General features: G+C 54.1%; 18 protein-coding genes. 11 read left to right on the forward strand and 7 right to left on the reverse strand.

The features are described 5' to 3' along the window. Positions 1–81: 81 nt before the first annotated feature. The gene (locus E0E37_RS16850; RefSeq protein ID WP_130864139.1) at positions 82–612 is read right to left on the reverse strand and encodes a nitroreductase family protein; all 531 of its coding nucleotides are present in this window, start codon (positions 610–612) and stop codon (positions 82–84) included. A gap of 139 nt (positions 613–751) precedes the next feature. Between E0E37_RS16850 and E0E37_RS16855 the strand changes: the two genes are divergently transcribed. The 3 genes from E0E37_RS16855 to E0E37_RS16865 all read left to right on the forward strand — a co-directional run bounded on the left by E0E37_RS16855 (position 752) and on the right by E0E37_RS16865 (position 2,370). Then, positions 752–1,177 (forward strand): Rrf2 family transcriptional regulator, encoded by a 426-nt coding sequence (locus tag E0E37_RS16855; protein ID WP_130864140.1) that lies wholly within the window; start codon positions 752–754, stop codon positions 1,175–1,177. Further along, positions 1,174–1,920, forward strand: coding sequence for an EFR1 family ferrodoxin (locus E0E37_RS16860; protein ID WP_130864141.1), 747 nt, complete (start codon positions 1,174–1,176; stop codon positions 1,918–1,920). Before E0E37_RS16855 ends, E0E37_RS16860 begins: the two co-directional genes overlap by 4 nt. Positions 1,921–2,061: 141 nt before the next feature. After that, positions 2,062–2,370: a YerC/YecD family TrpR-related protein gene (locus tag E0E37_RS16865; protein ID WP_130864142.1), complete on the forward strand. Its 309-nt coding sequence runs from the start codon at positions 2,062–2,064 to the stop codon at positions 2,368–2,370. A 69-nt stretch (positions 2,371–2,439) separates the two neighbouring features. On the opposite strand, the gene E0E37_RS16870 is transcribed toward E0E37_RS16865, so the two are convergent. Beyond that, positions 2,440–2,790 (reverse strand): winged helix-turn-helix transcriptional regulator, encoded by a 351-nt coding sequence (locus tag E0E37_RS16870; protein ID WP_130864143.1) that lies wholly within the window; start codon positions 2,788–2,790, stop codon positions 2,440–2,442. Positions 2,791–2,931: 141 nt separating this feature from the next. Between E0E37_RS16870 and E0E37_RS16875 the strand changes: the two genes are divergently transcribed. The 3 genes from E0E37_RS16875 to E0E37_RS16885 are packed head-to-tail and all read left to right on the forward strand — an operon-like array spanning position 2,932 to position 5,928. Continuing rightward, positions 2,932–3,576: a 4Fe-4S binding protein gene (locus E0E37_RS16875; RefSeq protein WP_130864144.1), complete on the forward strand. Its 645-nt coding sequence runs from the start codon at positions 2,932–2,934 to the stop codon at positions 3,574–3,576. Then, a complete protein-coding gene (locus tag E0E37_RS16880; RefSeq protein WP_130864145.1) occupies positions 3,570–5,108 on the forward strand; it encodes an ABC transporter permease/substrate-binding protein in 1,539 nt (512 codons plus the stop codon). Before E0E37_RS16875 ends, E0E37_RS16880 begins: the two co-directional genes overlap by 7 nt. Positions 5,109–5,121: 13 nt before the next feature. Then, positions 5,122–5,928 carry an ATP-binding cassette domain-containing protein gene (locus E0E37_RS16885; RefSeq protein ID WP_130864146.1) on the forward strand — a complete coding sequence of 269 codons (807 nt, stop codon included), beginning with the start codon at positions 5,122–5,124 and terminating at the stop codon, positions 5,926–5,928. An 11-nt stretch (positions 5,929–5,939) separates the two neighbouring features. Here E0E37_RS16885 and E0E37_RS16890 read toward each other — a convergent pair whose 3' ends face one another. Both E0E37_RS16890 and E0E37_RS16895 read right to left on the reverse strand, forming a co-directional pair. Next, complete coding sequence (locus E0E37_RS16890) at positions 5,940–6,392, reverse strand: DUF3842 family protein (RefSeq protein WP_130864147.1); 453 nt, start codon at positions 6,390–6,392, stop codon at positions 5,940–5,942. 127 nt (positions 6,393–6,519) lie between these two features. After that, complete coding sequence (locus E0E37_RS16895; RefSeq protein ID WP_130864148.1) at positions 6,520–7,539, reverse strand: asparaginase; 1,020 nt, start codon at positions 7,537–7,539, stop codon at positions 6,520–6,522. Between the two features lie 240 nt (positions 7,540–7,779). On the opposite strand from E0E37_RS16895, the gene E0E37_RS16900 reads away from it, so the two are divergent. The 4 genes from E0E37_RS16900 (at position 7,780) to larC (ending at position 12,062) form a co-directional block, all read left to right on the forward strand. Next, complete coding sequence (locus E0E37_RS16900; protein ID WP_130864149.1) at positions 7,780–8,682, forward strand: AraC family transcriptional regulator; 903 nt, start codon at positions 7,780–7,782, stop codon at positions 8,680–8,682. Positions 8,683–8,826: 144 nt separating this feature from the next. Beyond that, on the forward strand, positions 8,827–9,699 hold the full coding sequence (gene larE / locus E0E37_RS16905) for an ATP-dependent sacrificial sulfur transferase LarE (protein ID WP_130864150.1): 873 nt from the start codon (positions 8,827–8,829) through the stop codon (positions 9,697–9,699). A 101-nt stretch (positions 9,700–9,800) separates the two neighbouring features. Then, entirely contained in the window at positions 9,801–10,547 is a 747-nt protein-coding gene (gene larB, locus E0E37_RS16910) for a nickel pincer cofactor biosynthesis protein LarB (protein ID WP_130864151.1), read from the forward strand. Between the two features lie 129 nt (positions 10,548–10,676). After that, positions 10,677–12,062, forward strand: a complete 1,386-nt coding sequence (gene larC, locus E0E37_RS16915; protein ID WP_330548612.1) for a nickel pincer cofactor biosynthesis protein LarC — start codon at positions 10,677–10,679, stop codon at positions 12,060–12,062. Between the two features lie 70 nt (positions 12,063–12,132). On the opposite strand, the gene E0E37_RS16920 is transcribed toward larC, so the two are convergent. Both E0E37_RS16920 and E0E37_RS16925 read right to left on the reverse strand, forming a co-directional pair. Further along, on the reverse strand, positions 12,133–12,543 hold the full coding sequence (locus E0E37_RS16920) for a hypothetical protein (protein WP_130864153.1): 411 nt from the start codon (positions 12,541–12,543) through the stop codon (positions 12,133–12,135). A 93-nt stretch (positions 12,544–12,636) separates the two neighbouring features. Then, on the reverse strand, positions 12,637–13,515 hold the full coding sequence (locus E0E37_RS16925) for an AraC family transcriptional regulator (protein ID WP_130864154.1): 879 nt from the start codon (positions 13,513–13,515) through the stop codon (positions 12,637–12,639). A gap of 198 nt (positions 13,516–13,713) precedes the next feature. On the opposite strand from E0E37_RS16925, the gene E0E37_RS16930 reads away from it, so the two are divergent. Further along, the gene (locus E0E37_RS16930) at positions 13,714–14,136 is read left to right on the forward strand and encodes a hypothetical protein (RefSeq protein WP_130864155.1); all 423 of its coding nucleotides are present in this window, start codon (positions 13,714–13,716) and stop codon (positions 14,134–14,136) included. Between the two features lie 80 nt (positions 14,137–14,216). On the opposite strand, the gene E0E37_RS16935 is transcribed toward E0E37_RS16930, so the two are convergent. Next, entirely contained in the window at positions 14,217–15,437 is a 1,221-nt protein-coding gene (locus E0E37_RS16935) for a S41 family peptidase (protein WP_130864156.1), read from the reverse strand. Positions 15,438–15,506 lie beyond the last annotated feature (69 nt).

Below are 15,506 nucleotides of genomic sequence, written 5' to 3' on the forward strand. Positions count from 1 at the left end.
CCCTCTTCATTTCAGATTATACGATATTCTACCACCTGATTCCGCACCGTGTCAACGCGCTTTATCAATTTGGCACAGATTTTACTCCACCCAAACGATGTAGTCTTCTTTTCGTGGCGCGGCTTTCGGCTGAGGACAATCAGGATAACCCAGGGCGATAGAAGCGACGCCCATCATGTCCTCAGGAAGTCCCCACTCTTTCAGCAGTTCCCTGCCCTCCTCCGAGTCGAACATCTCCTTAGAGCGATGGATCCAGCATGCGCCGAGACCGACGGCATAAGCCGCGTTCAGCAGATTGCCCGCAACCAGACTTCCGTCTTCCACAGGCGTAATGCCATTGCGGGGAACCAGGACCAGGAGTATGGCAGGCGCGCCGTAATACGGATGGGGCATCTGCGGCATATTCAACACTCTGGCGTTCATCTCATCCAGCTTCTTTACCACTGCGGGATCCCGGACAGCCACGATGACCGGCGCCTGAGTTCCGGCTCCCGTGGGGGCAAATGTCCCGGCTTCCAGTACAGCGTTCAGTTCCTCTCTCGTTACCTGCTCCGTCTTGAACTTGCGGATGCTCCTCCGGTTCTTCAGAACTTCCAATGCTTCATTATTCATCTATCTTTCATCTCCCGTCATTTTTAATTGTAGCAGATCCTGCTACAATTTAATCATAATACAATTCATTTGTAGTGTCAACAGCTACGATTGACTTTCACCTTTCCTTAGGATAAGATAACTCAGGGAGGAACACAATATGAGAATGAGTACCCAGTTTACCGTGACTGTTCAAATGTTGATGCTGATCATGGTTTTAAAAGGAAAAAAGGTGACCAGCAATATGCTCTCGGAAAGCACCGGCGCCAACCCCATTATGATCCGCCAGCTTTATGGCAAACTGAAGAGCGCCGGGATCCTGAACGTATCCACCGGCATGGGGGTCACCACGCTGGCCAGGGACCCTGCTGATATCTCCCTCTGGGATATCTACATGGCCGTCGAGGAATACAGCCCCAATGAATTGTTCAAATTTCATCCGAATATCTCCAACGGCTGTCAGATCGGACGTTTTTTCAAGGAGATCCTGGGCGTCCATCTGGACGAGGCCGTAAGGGCCATGGGAGAGAAGATGGAGCGGATCTCCCTGGCGCAGCTTCTGGAGGAATGGGAGGACAGACTATGATTTTATACTTTTCAGGAACAGGCAACAGCGAATATGTTGCAAAGAGGATCGGCAATGAAACGGAAGATGAAGTGCTGGATCTGTTTGATAAGATCAGAACCCGTGATTTTTCAGAAATACACTCCGATCGTCCATGGGTCGTCGTCTCCCCCACCTATGCGTGGAGGATCCCCCGCATTCTGCACGAATGGCTGGAACAGACAGATCTGTCCGGCAGCAGGGAGATCTATTTCGTGATGACATGCGGCGGGGATACGGGAAATTCAGGAAAATATCTCAAGCGGCTGTGCGGCTTGAAAAAGATGCATTATTCAGGGTGTTCATCCATCGTGATGCCGGAAAACTATATCGCAGTTTTCACCACGCCCTCAAAAGAAGAAGCGCTGGAGATCATCAGCCGGGCGGAAAAGGAGATCGACAACACAGCGCGTCTGATCAGGGAGGGCGGGATATTTCCCCAGTCTTCTCCTTCTCTGAAAGCCAGAATGGCCAGCGGCGTTGTAAATCAGCTGTTTTATCCGATGGTCGTTCACGCCGGGAAATTTTATGCGAAAGACACCTGCATTTCCTGCGGAAAATGCGCCCATGTATGCCCGCTGAACAACATCCGCTTGGAAAACGGAAAGCCTGTGTGGGGAACGGACTGCACACACTGCATGGCCTGTATCTGCCGCTGCCCCAGCGAAGCCATCGAGTACGGTGCGCACAGCAGAGGACTGCCCCGGTATACCTGCCCGAAATAAGACCCGTCCGATCCCCTGCTCCGGCGCAGGCCCGCCGGTTTTTCAGAAGGTCCGTGTTCTTTATTTTTCGTTGACGCGGTCTGACAGGCGTAGTATAATGGTTATACTGTAAAGCACTAAAGTGCGAAAGGAGACACTGCCATGTCATACGAATCCATTCTGAAAAGCAAAGAAACGGACGAACTCTTTCAGGCGATCCTCACCCTGCAGACTCAGGAGGATTGTTACCGCTTCTTTGAGGATCTCTGCACGATCAAGGAGGTGCAGTCGATCTCCCAGCGATTCCAGGTAGCCAAGTACCTTCGCCACAAAAAAACTTACAATGAAATCGAAGAGCTGACAAAGGCCAGCACCGCCACCATCAGCCGTATCAACAAGTGTCTGATGTACGGCGCTTCCGGCTACACCGCCGTGCTGGACCGGCTGGAAGAAAAGGAAAAAGAGAAATAGACAAACAGATCGCAGGCGAAGATCCCCCGGGGGGACTTTTCGCCTGTTTTTTATTCGCGCAGTCAGACGTCATCCGGCGTGGGATCCATCCCCGTTATTCTTCTTATAGTTTTCGCCCCAGCTCATCATGGCGTCCAGAACCGGCCGCAGGCTGTACCCCAGTTCAGTCAGCGTATATTCCACTCTCGGGGGCACTTCGGCGTAGACGGTCCTGTTCACCAGTCCGTCTCTCTCCATACTGCGCAGGTTGGCGGTCAGGACCTTCTGGGAAACGGCGCCTATGGATTTCTTCAATTCTCCGAAACGCCTGGTCCCGCCCAGCAGATCGCGGAGGATCAGAACCTTCCAGCGATCTGAGATCAGCATCAGCGTTGTCTCCACCGGACAGGCCGGCAGCTCTTTTTTCTGGATCTCCGACATGCAGAACACCTCACATCTCTCAATGGTTTCTTTTTGGTAACTATAGCATAATAATGTGCCTACTTTACATAAATACCCTACACCTGTACTATAATCTCAGACTTTTTCATTGTCAATCAATTCCCTTCAGGAGGTGAAAACATGGATTCCCGAGAATGTCTGAAACTGCTGCGTGAGATCAAAGACGCAGCTTTTGCCACCGTGGACCGGTGGGGACGCCCCCAGGTGCGGATCATCGACGTCATGCTGGTGGAAGATGAAACGCTCTACTTTGTCACCGCCCGCGGCAAAGACTTTTACAGCCAGCTCACAGCGGGCGGCCCCGCAGGCGGCGCAGTGGCCGTCACGGCGCTGACCAGAGATTTCGAAATGATACGTCTCAGCGGGACCGCCAAAAAGCTGGGCGATCAGAAACGCTGGGTGGACAAGATCTTCGAGGCAAACCCTGTGATGAACCACGTATATCCCGGGGATTCCCGATATATTCTCGAACCCTTCTGCATTGCCGGTCCGGAGATCGAATACTTCGATCTGGGATGTTCTCCCATCCGCCGCGAGACTTACGCCGCCGCAGATCCCTCCTGCGGGGGACCCATCGCGGAAAAAGGGTTTTCCATCGGCAGTTCCTGCGTGGGCTGCGGTAGATGCGTGGAAGTATGTCCGCAGAAGTGCGTCGAAGAGGGCACTCCCTATCGGATCCGCCAAAACAACTGCCTGCACTGCGGATTGTGCTTTGAAAGCTGTCCGGCGGGTGCTGTGACAAGAAAGGCAGGCCCGTCATGCTGAGTAATATGCTGCGTCTTCTGGCCGAAAAAAAAGGTTTTTTTCTCGGACTCCTCTGGGAACATTTGAGTATTTCTGTCATTTCAATACTCATTGCGTTGATCATCGGCCTGTTGGCAGGCGTTCTCATCAGCGAATATCAAAAGAGTTCCCGGCTTGTCCTGGGGTTTATCAATTTTGTCTATACCATTCCCTCGATCTCTCTGCTGGGTTTCCTCATCCCCTTCTCCGGGATCGGCGACGCCACCGCCGTGATCGCCCTGACCATATACGCGCTGCTTCCCATGGTGCGCAATACCCATACGGGCATCACCAACATCGACGAGAACATTCTGGAGGCTGCCAGAGGACTGGGGAGCACGCGTCTGCAGATGCTGTTCAAGATCAAACTGCCTCTGGCCATGCCGGTGATCATGTCCGGTCTTCGCAGCATGGCCACCATGACCATCGCTCTGGCCGGTATCGCCTCCTTCATCGGCGCCGGCGGCCTGGGCGTAGCCATCTACCGCGGGATCACCACCAACAACGCGGCCATGACCATGGCCGGCAGTCTGCTGATCGCGGCGCTGGCCATCGCCGTGGACCTGCTGCTGGGCACCATCGAAACGATCGTTCACCACAGATCTAAGGCCAACAGAAAGCGAACCGCCGTCACTGCGGCCGCCGCCCTCCTTCTCTGCGCCGCCGTCGCAGTCAGCTCAATTTTCAGCGGTTCCGGCGATCAGACTCTTCGCATCGCCACCAAGCCCATGACCGAACAGTATATCCTCGGCGAAATGCTCAGGGAACTGGTGGAACAGGATACGGACCTGAAGGTCGAACTGACCCAGGGCGTAGGCGGCGGAACCTCGAATATTCAGACCGGTATGGAAAAAGGAGAATTCGACCTGTATCCGGAGTACACCGGAACCGGCTGGAATATGGTCCTGAAAAAAGACAGCCTTTACAGCGAAGATCTGTTTGATGAAATGAAAAAAGAATACGAGGACACGCTGCATCTCACCTGGGACGGCATGTACGGCTTTAACAACACCTTTGGACTGGCCGTTCGCAGGGACGCGGCACAGCAGTACGATCTGAAAACCTATTCGGATCTGGCCCGGGTCTCCGACCAGCTGACCTTCGGGGCGGAATACGATTTCTACCAGCGGGAGGACGGATACGACGGGCTGTGCGAAACCTACGGATTTCGCTTCAAAAAGACGTCGGACATGGACATCGGTCTGAAATACCAGGCCATCCAGCAGGGAAAGATCGACGTCATGACCATATTTACAACGGACGGACAGCTGGCCGCCTCGGATATCGTCGTTCTGAAAGACGACAAACAGTTCTACCCCTCGTATCTGTGCGGCAACGTGGTCAGGATGGCGGTACTGGAACAGCATCCCGGCCTGAAGGACGTTCTCGGCAGCCTGAACGGTATTCTGAGCGACGAGACCATGGCGGAACTGAACTATGCAGTTGAAACGGAAGGCCAGGAACCGAAGACGGTGGCGCACGATTTTTTGAAGGACGCCGGTCTTGTAAAATAGAGGAGGGATCACAGTGAGTACAGCCATCGAATTTGTAAATATCAAAAAGTCCTATGGGAACAAAACAGTGGTCGAAGATTTCAGCCTGGCTGTGGAAAAAGGAGAATTCGTCACGATCATCGGCAGCTCCGGAAGCGGAAAGACTACCGTACTGAAGATGGTAAACGGACTGATCCTGCCCGACGCGGGAAAGGTGCTGGTCGAAGGCCGCGACATTCTCAGCGGCGACCTGATCGCCCTGCGCCGCAATATCGGCTACGCCATTCAGGGCAGCGTTCTGTTTCCCCACATGACGGTGGAAAAAAACATCGCCTACGTCCCCGATCTGCTGAACAAAAACAATAAAAAAAAGACCGAAGACGCGGTCCTGAAGTGGATGAATATCGTGGGACTGGACGAAGACATGCTCAGCCGTTATCCCGACGAGCTGTCAGGCGGACAGCAGCAGCGGGTCGGCATCGCCAGAAGTCTGGCGGCCTCCCCCGATATCCTGCTCATGGACGAACCCTTCGGCGCGGTGGACGAGATCACGCGGGCGCAGCTGCAGGATGAGATCTCGGCGATCCACCAGAAGACAGGGATCACCATTCTCTTTGTGACCCACGACATTTCCGAGGCCCTCAAGCTGGGCACGCGGGTCCTGGTCATGGATAACGGCCTCATCCAGCAGTACGCCTCCCCGCGGGATATCCTTGCTGAACCGGCGACGGATTTCGTCCGGAGGCTGGCGGCTAAAGAAAGACGCACGTGCAGTCTGCCGGAAGAACGGCTGCGCGACTGTGAATACAGCAGCGCTTTCTCCCTCCCTCACGGCAGCTGAGGGAAGGCGGCCTAACAGCCCGATCCATTTTCCCGCAGCTCCTTTGCGTATTCCACAACGGTCTTCACCGCGTCGCTGATGTGCACCGACAGGTTCGCCGCCTTATCCGAGACGCTGACCACATGGATCCCGCAGCGGTTGATGGGCAAAAGCACTTTCAGGGCGGGACTGCCGCTGATCGCCACAGACATGGCGGGCGTCAGTTCGCCCAGCATGGAATTGGCCACGATGATCCCGATGACGCCCACTACCACATCCACTTTGTCCATATTGACAATGATCGCGTTTTCTCCGGTGGCCCCTTCATCGGCGCCGGCCCGGATCATCTGACCTGTCGCCGTGGAGTTGGTCCCCAACGCCAGGATCTCCGCTTCCGGAATGCCGTTCTTTAACTTTTCCACGATCGCTTTTCCGATGCCGCCGCCCTGTCCGTCCACTACCGCGACCCTGAGTTTTTTCTTCATTGTATGACACCCCCGATGTTTCTCGATCACCTGCCGGCAAAACCAGTCTGCCGGACAGGGTACCCTACCAGTTTAACGGCTGAAACTCTCCGTGTCAATCCGCACGTTTCTTTCGTTTGATCATCCGTCACTCATCCTTAGAAAACATGCGGAAACTCTCTGCGATCTGTTCTTCGGAACATTCGCTCATGAGTAAAACAGTCAATAAAATGCGGGCTTTTCTTCCATCCAGCTGCCCCGCGCTCAGATATCCGTGGGTGGAAAAATATCCCGGCATGCCGTATTCATTTCCGTAAGTGGCCGTCATCGTATCCCCGTGTCCGATCCGGGAAGCCATGACCACCGGCATGCTCTTATGCAGCTTTTCGATCTTGTCAAAGACCCAAAGCGCGCAGTAACCGCCGCCGGTCCCCTCGATGACCGCGCCTTCGTATCCCGCTTCCTCCACGTAGTCCAGCAGCTTTCCCGTATCTCCAAGATAAGACTGGTACAGCAGGACTTCCTTCGGCGGCGTTTTTATATGGATCCAGGGCATCCGGCGGCGCACCGGCCTCGTTCGGATGCTGACGGCGCCTTCCGCCACATATCCCAGACGAAAATCAGAAGTGATGGCGCCGCAGTTCAGCGTGTGCTCCTTTCTCATGTAATCGGCGGAATGGATCTCATTATTGAACACGACGATGACGCCCAGATCTCTGCAGGAATCGGATGCGGCCGCCGTGATGGCATCCACAACATTGACCGGACCGTCGGCCCCTTTGGCCTGGGGGATCCGCATGGCCCCGGTAAAAACGATGGGGATCTCCGTCTGGACCATAAGATTGACGGCGAAAGCGGCTTCCTCCATCACATTGGTGCCCATCACCACCACGATCCCGTCCACGTCGTCTTCCCTTACCGTGCGCTTCAGTTCTTCCGCCACGTTTAGCAGATCTGAAATTCTTGTATCATACCCGCCCAGTTTGCTGAATGAATTGACCGAAACTCGGATCTTACCGTCAAAATCGCAGAACGAATGGATAAAATCTTCAATATCTACGGTCTCGCTTTCCCCGTTATCCTTGAGCCTGCAGGCGATCGTTCCTCCCAAAAGCATGACGCGCACATGTTTTGGGCTCTGTTTTTCTTTCGATGAAAAATATGACATACGTATTCTGCCTTTCCGTTAAACTTTCCTTCATCATACTAGACAACGGGAGAATGCGCAATAACCATTCTGAAAAGTCCCCGGACCCGGGTTTTCCCCATTAGACGGGCAGGATGCTTCGTGGGAAAAACACCATGAACTCGTTGGGGATTTTTTATATGTAATTTTATAATGGCATTATGCGACAAGCAGCATTGGATCTTTTCATGTACAATGTAATCAGAAAAAGGGGGTGCGCATATGAACGCATATCAAAATATTGAGATCTCATTGAATTACATCGAGCAGCATTTAAATGAAAAGATCGAGACAGAGGAACTGGCAGAAATCGCCTGTCTCTCTAAGTTCTATTACCAGCGCCTGTTTAAAAGACTGATCAGGAAGTCCGTTCACGAGTACATCAAACTCCGGCGTTTAGCCGTGGCCGCCAAAGCTTTGCGCAATTCGGAGGAACGAATATTAGACATCGCTCTGCAATGCGGTTTCTCAGATCATGCCAATTTCACAAGAGCGTTTAAAGACGCCTATCATATTACGCCAGATGAATACAGAAGGGATCTTCCTATGTTAAATACATTTGCCAAGCCGGAACTGTCTTCTTATTATACCGCGATCGACGAAAACATCCCTCTGATCGCAGGAGGGATCGTCCTGGAAATTCAAAGGAAAACAGCAGCAGACAGCGAAACCTATTTCGGATTGGAAAAAGCCGTGAATGCCGCCGGACAAATTCCTGTGGGTGAAAGTACGGGGATCGACGCTCCGGGTCAATTATGGCGTGAATTCCACGCACAGAAAACGGACGACATCTTTGACAGTCATGTTGAACTGGGCGTATCTCATTCAGCAGACCCCGATAAAGGAACGTTCCTTTATTTTGCGGGCGGTATGGTATCATCAGCAGCCGTTTGTCCCGAACATATGATAAGATATACATTACCGGCAGGCGAATATGTAGTGTGCCGCATTGAGGCGGAATCTTTTGAGGAACTTGTCACGGCCGCGCTGGATCAGGCGATCAGGTATCTGTTTGAAACCTGGTTCCCCCGCCGCAAACTGATTACAAAACCATTTATGGCAGAAAAGTACTATCAAAAAAGCGCAGGGTTCAGCTATATGGAAATATGGCTGATGCCCGAATGAACATGAACGGAATCAGGGCGGCGTTTCCTGTTGACAATCATTCGCTCTCTTTGATATGATAGAAAAGAATTTTGGATCCATGAAGGATTTCGGCGACGAACGCCCTGATTTTTTATGGATTTTTTTATTTAGAGGGAAAAATTGATGAATAAGACAATATTGAACAAAAAATTGGATCTGCTGGGGCAGAATCTCAAGCAGGCAGGCACCGTGGCCGTGGCTTTTTCCGGTGGAGTGGACAGCACGTTTCTGCTTGCCTTTGCCCGGGAAATGATCGGAGACCGCGTATTTGCCGTCACCGCCTCCTCCCCTGCTTTCTCAGATGAAGAAATGGATGAGGCCGACGAATTCTGCCGGTCCAGAGATATCCGCCATCTTCATATCGCCCTGGGGGAAGACGCGATGAAAGAGTTTTCCCACAATCCGCCCAACCGCTGCTACATCTGTAAAAAAACCATATTCTCCAGGATCATCGCGCTGGCGAAGGAAAACGGAGCGGACTGCGTGGCCGACGGCACCAACCTTGACGATACCGGAGACTACCGGCCGGGACTGGCCGCCCTGAAAGAGCTGGGCGTCGTCAGTCCGCTGAAGGATGCGGGCCTGACAAAGGAAGAGATCCGCCTGGCGCTGAAAGAGCGGGATCTTCCGGTCTGGAACAAACCCGCCTTCGCCTGTCTCGCCTCCCGCATCCCATACGGTCAGGAGATCACGGCGGAAAAGCTGCGGGCCGTTGCCGCTGTGGAACAGGAACTGCGCCGGCAGGGCTTCGCCCAATACCGGGTGCGCCACCACGGCGAGATCGCCAGAATCGAAGTTCTGCCGGAAGACAGGGTCCGTTTTCTGGATACCGCTCTCATGGACTTGATCGACCGGACCGCCAGACAAGCCGGTTTCACCTATGCGGCTCTGGATCTGGGAGGATATAAAATGGGAAACATGAATGCTGATCTGCAGGACACGGTCCTGCGGAACGCCGACCCTTCGGAGCAGCCGGAGACGGATGCAAAAGGTTGAGATAGAGTATCGATCGGAAGCAGGCCGCCCGCCGGGCGGCGGAAAGCCGCGGGCTGTCCGTACCGCTTCCGGCCGCACAGCGGCAGAAAGGAACGATCAAAATGGATCAGACATATCTGAAAAAAATACTGGATCAGGTGGCGGGTGGAAACCTGCCTCCGGAAAAGGCGCTGGAAGAGCTGCGCACCCTGCCCTTCGAGGACCTGGGCTTCGCCAACATCGACCAGCACCGGAACGTGAGGACCGGACACCCGGAGACCATCTTCTGTGAAGGCAAGACTCCGGAACAGACGGCGAAGATCGTGGAGCGCATGATGGTGAACAACTCCAACATACTGGCTACCCGGGCCAATTCAGCCCATTTTAAAGCAGTACAGGAGGTCGCCCCCGACGCCATCTACCACGAGGCGGCCCGGGCCATCGTCATCAAAAAAACAGATCAGCCCCGGTCCGATAAAGTCATCGCCGTAGTGACCGCCGGTACCTCCGACATTCCCGTGGCCGAGGAAGCGGCGATCACCGCCGAGACTTTCGGAAACACGGTGGATCGCATCTACGACGTAGGCGTCGCCGGCATCCACCGGCTATTCGCCCGAATGGACCGCCTGCAGGCCGCCAATGTGCTCATTGTCGTCGCCGGCATGGAAGGCGCGCTGGCCAGCGTGGTGGGCGGCCTGGTGGACAAGCCCGTGATCGCCGTGCCCACCAGCATTGGCTACGGGGCCAGCTTCGGCGGTCTCTCCGCCCTGCTGACCATGCTGAACAGCTGCGCTTCCGGCGTGGGCGTGGTCAATATTGACAACGGTTTCGGCGCCGGCTGTCTGGCCGCCAACATCAACCGTCTGTAACCGGATAACCGGACCACCGGCGGCAGGCACGAAGACCCGCTGCCGATCAATACACTGCAAATCAATAAAGGAGGCGGTTCTATGGAACGCATATTATACTTTGACTGTTTTTCCGGCATCAGCGGCGACATGACTCTGGGCGCCCTCATCGACCTGGGGGCGGACCCGGAGATTCTGAAACGCGAGCTGGCCAAGCTGAACGTAGGCGGCTATCACCTTCACATCCAGGAGACCCAGCGCCAGGCTATCACAGGTATGGATGTGGACGTCCACCTGGAGGGCCATGAACATGAACATGAACACGACCATGGGCATGAACATGACCACGGGCACAGCCATGAGCACGACCATGAACACAGCCATGAGCACGGACACGACCATGAACACGAACATGACCACGGGCACAGCCATGACCATGACCATGACCACGGGCACGACCATGACCACGGTCATGAACACGACCACGGACACTCCCACGGCCGCAGTATGAGAGATATACGCGAACTCATCGAGGCTAGCCACATCTCCCCCCGGGCCAAGAGTCTCTCACTGGATATTTTCACGGAGATCGCCCGGGCGGAGGGCAAGGTCCACGGAAAAACGCCGGACGAAGTTCATTTTCACGAAGTAGGCGCCGTTGATTCCATCGTAGACATCGTGGGCACGGCTATCTGTCTGGATCAGCTGAACGTGGACCGCGTTTACTGCTCCCCCATCCATGAAGGCCGCGGTTTCATCCGCTGTCAGCATGGAATGCTGCCCGTTCCCGTTCCCGCAGTCACGGAAATGCTGGCGGACAGCAGGCTCTCCATGATCACCGGCGATGTGGAAGGCGAGCTGGTGACGCCGACTGGTTTCGGCATCCTGAAAGCCACCGCGGAGCAGTGCGGGCCCATGCCGTCCATGCAGGTAGAAAAGGTGGGCTACGGCTTTGGCAAGCGGGACACGGGAATGCTGAACGCGCTTCGCGTCTTCATGGGGGTCCGTTCCGGTGACGCGGACAACAGCCCCTGCGGACGCGGCTCATCCAGCGGGGACACGGTTACCGTGATCGAGACCACCATCGACGATGAAACGGGAGAGGTGCTGGGCTACGTTCTGGACCGTCTCTTTGAAGAAGGCGCGCTGGACGCTTATTACACTCCCATCTATATGAAGAAAAACCGGCCGGCCGTCAAACTGACCGTTCTCTGCTCCAACGAAAAGCTGCAGGATATGGCCCGCGTCATCTTCAGCGAGACCTCCACCATCGGCCTGCGCCACCGGCAGACGGAACGCATGACGCTCTCCCGGTCTCAGGAGACCATCTCCACGCCTCTGGGCGACGTGCGCGTGAAAAGCTGTCTGCCCGACGGCCTGAACATGGCGTCAGATCCCTCAGACCGAAACGGCGGCGTCATCCGGAAAAAACAGAAACCCGAATACGAGGACTGTGTCAGGCTGGCGAAGGAACACGGACTGCCCCTTCGGCAGGTATACGCGCTGATCGCTTCCCTCTCCGGGGACGGGAAATAGCACAGAGTATGAAAATCGGGCAGTCGTCACAAAACGGCGACTGCCCGGCAAATGAAAAGATATAGACTTCCTAATCTGTTTTCTGAACGGTGTCTAAACCATATCGCTCAGCCAAAGCGAGAAAGCAAAAACCTATTATCGTTCCGACAACACCATATACGGCGTCGATTATATCTGGCGTATTCATAAAACCCATAACTGTTTCACATAAAAGATTAGCAATGATTATAACGATCCCTAACATGACTATCTTTTTAAATTTCATTCCCTGCAATATCCATGTAAAACCTATAGCAAGGTAAGATATCAAACTCAGTGACAAGTTTGATATATGGGAATTTATTTCTTCATTGATGACAACAATACGGCTGTCGAAGGCGCTTATCCATCTTACTACCGTTAGAAGAACCCCCAGCATAATCAGGCTGTAAAATATAACGTTCGTTATTTTTTTAGACTGAAATTTATAGTTATCATTCATATATTTAACCTTTACAAAAAACCGCTGTGAATTAAATTTTACTATATCGCCGCAGTGTGCGCAACAAAACTCCGACAGTGTTGGAAAGTCTCGCTACTTCCTTTCCACCGCTATCCAGATCTCGCAGGCGTAGTCGGGGTCGTTCACGTCTGCAGAGGGATATGCCTCAAAATCCGTTCCTCCGCAGGGCTGATACTCGCTGGAAGGGAAAAACTCGCTGAGGATCTGCTGGTAGAGAACCTGGAATGCTTCCGGCATCTTTCCCACGCAGGGAAACACCGCGTAGGTATGAGCGGGTATCTCCTCTACGGTCAGTCCCTCGTCTGTGACCGGAATCCCGTTGTACGGAACGCCTACGGCGTAGGGAAACTCCTTCTGTGCCGCGTCCTTTCCAAAGCTTGCTCCGACGATGCAGCCGTCGAACATGCTGGGTTCCAAAGCGTACCTGCACAGCGCCGGAATGGTTCCGTCAGCGCTGCATGTCTGCCAAAAGCGAGATATCTCCTCCGTCGTCATCTCATCCTTGCCCGAGATCCGCTTCTTTTTGCAGATGATCCGGAATGCGTCTTTCGTTTCAATTCTGTAATCCATTGTATTTCCTCCGTCTAAAATTAATTTTACGGAAATCGGAGAAAAAGATCTGAGCGGCGCGCCGCCTCGCCTGGCCTGTGAGGGCGTCACCCCATGGAAACGTGTGAAAGCACGGCTGAAACTCTCCGGCGTATCATACCCGTATTTCAGCGCGGCGTCGATCACCCGGATCTCCGACGATGCCAGCTCGCTGCCGGCCAGCGTGAGCCGTCTCATGCGAATGTAGTCGCCCAGTGTAAATCCGCACAGAATGCTGAACACCCGCTGAAAGTGAAAGCTGGACGAATAGGCCTGTCTGGCCGCTTCTTCGTAGTCGATGGGTTCGGTCATGTGCGCTTCCACATAATCCACAGCCCGCTGTATTCCTCTGATCCAATCCATCTTTTACTCCTTTCCGCATAAGTCCATAATAGAGGAAAACATCCCCGTCTTCATGACTTCGTGTGCTGTCTGATGTTATGCGGTTCTTATCTGTCTCCGGCTCCATCCAGAAAGATGAAGGAAATCGATCTTGTTCAGATAAAGCCCCTGTGCTAGAATGAAGAAAAGAAAGATCGCAGTCTGAAGGGAGGGCGCCGCATGAAAATTCAGAGCCGTTTTACGTTGTTTGTCACAGTTTTCATCGGCGGGGGGTGTCTGATTTACACCATTATGAGGTCTCAGCGCGAACTGATCGATTACGTCTGGTGCGCTATCCTCCTGTACATTATAGTGAAAGGACTGTACGTATCTCTTTCGAAAGAGGGCTATGAGGAAGATCAGCGCCGCGCCGCCAGGGGAAAACGAGTCTATCGGAAACTGTTCGGACGATACGCCCCGATCATGCCCTACGCCCCCATTCTGCTGATCGCTCTGTCCGGGATCTGCGCGTATCTGATCCCCGGTCAGCTCTGGCTGATCGCGCTTCTTCTTGTCTCCGCCCTCGTCCTGGCCGCATGGCTGACCTATGTGTACAAAAAGTACATGGAGATCGAAAAACGACTTGAGGAGACTGAAGGATAAACAGTCTGCGAAAACACATGGGGACTGCCTTCTGGCAGTCCCCGTCGTTTGTCCTTTTCCTGGATCAGTGTCTGTCTGGCCTATTCCGCCTTCTTCAGCAGATCCACCGCTTTCTCCAGCTGTCTGTCGTTTACCAGCACGCCGTCCTCGTCATAATCGTCCTCGGTCAGCTTCACCTCAATGTCAGGTTCGATGCCCTTCTTCTGGATCGGCGTCCCGTTGGGAGAGAAATACTGCATAATGGTCAGCTTGATCCCGTCTCCGTCCTTCAGCTGCTCGATCATCTGAATGATGCCCTTTCCGAAGGTCCTGGTGCCCACCAGCAGCCCTCCGTCGTTGTCCTTCACCGCCGAAGCCAGAATTTCCGAGGCGCTGGCCGAACCGCCGTCCACCAGCAGCACGTAGGGCAGTTCCGTTGCGCCTGATTTGGACTTGTAATACTGGCGCTCTCCCTTTTGATCCTCCGTATAGGTGATCGTCCCTTCAGGAAGCAGGCGATCGGCGATATCCACGCTGGCGTCCACCAGCCCGCCGCCGTTGCCCCGCAGGTCGATGACCACGCCGGCCGCGCCCTTCACTTCCATGTTGTGCAGCTCCGTCTCAAAATCCTTCGCTGTGTTTTGTTCAAAAGCGCTGATGCGGATGTAGCCGATATTATCCTCCAGCATTTTGGCGGACACCGATTTGCTGACGATCTTCTCACGGCGCAGCGTCAGCGTTTCTTCTTTTCCGCTCCCCGCCCGCAGCAGCGTGATCTCTACTTTGGTGCCGGCCTTTCCACGCATGGCGGAAGCCGCCAGGTCCATGGTCTCGCCCGTATACGGCTCGCCGTCCACCTTGATGATCCGGTCGCCGGCCTTGACGCCTGCTTTGTCGGCGGGCGTGCCGTCCGTAGGCGCCACCACCACGATGTATCCCTGCTCATCCGGTGAGATCGTCACGCCGATACCGGAATACTCGCCGGTGGTGCTGGCCATCATAGATTCATACTCCGTCTTTGTATAGTAGCCCGAGTAAATGTCGCCGGTGCCTGCGAACAATCCTTTGTAGATCCCATCGAACAGCTTTTCGTCGTCCACCTTGACATAGAAATTGTCGGTGACGAATTTTTTCAGTTCGTCCAGCTTTGCATAAGTATCTTTATAATACTGATATTCCTCGTAATCCGTCTGGCTGATCTCTTTCATCGCCGTTTCCGGCGGTCTCATCACGGAGTAGACAAACCCTCCGGCCCCCGCGCCGCCGCAGAGCAGCGCCACGATGATAAGAAAGATCAAATTTCGTTTTTTAATCTCCAGCATCCTGCAAAATCCCTTTCTTCCGGGCGCGATCTATCGTCGCCGTGCGCCGCCGCCCGCATTTCGCCGTGA

This window comes from Bacilliculturomica massiliensis (assembly GCF_900605495.1).
Classification (GTDB): domain Bacteria; phylum Bacillota; class Clostridia; order Peptostreptococcales; family Anaerovoracaceae; genus Bacilliculturomica; species Bacilliculturomica massiliensis.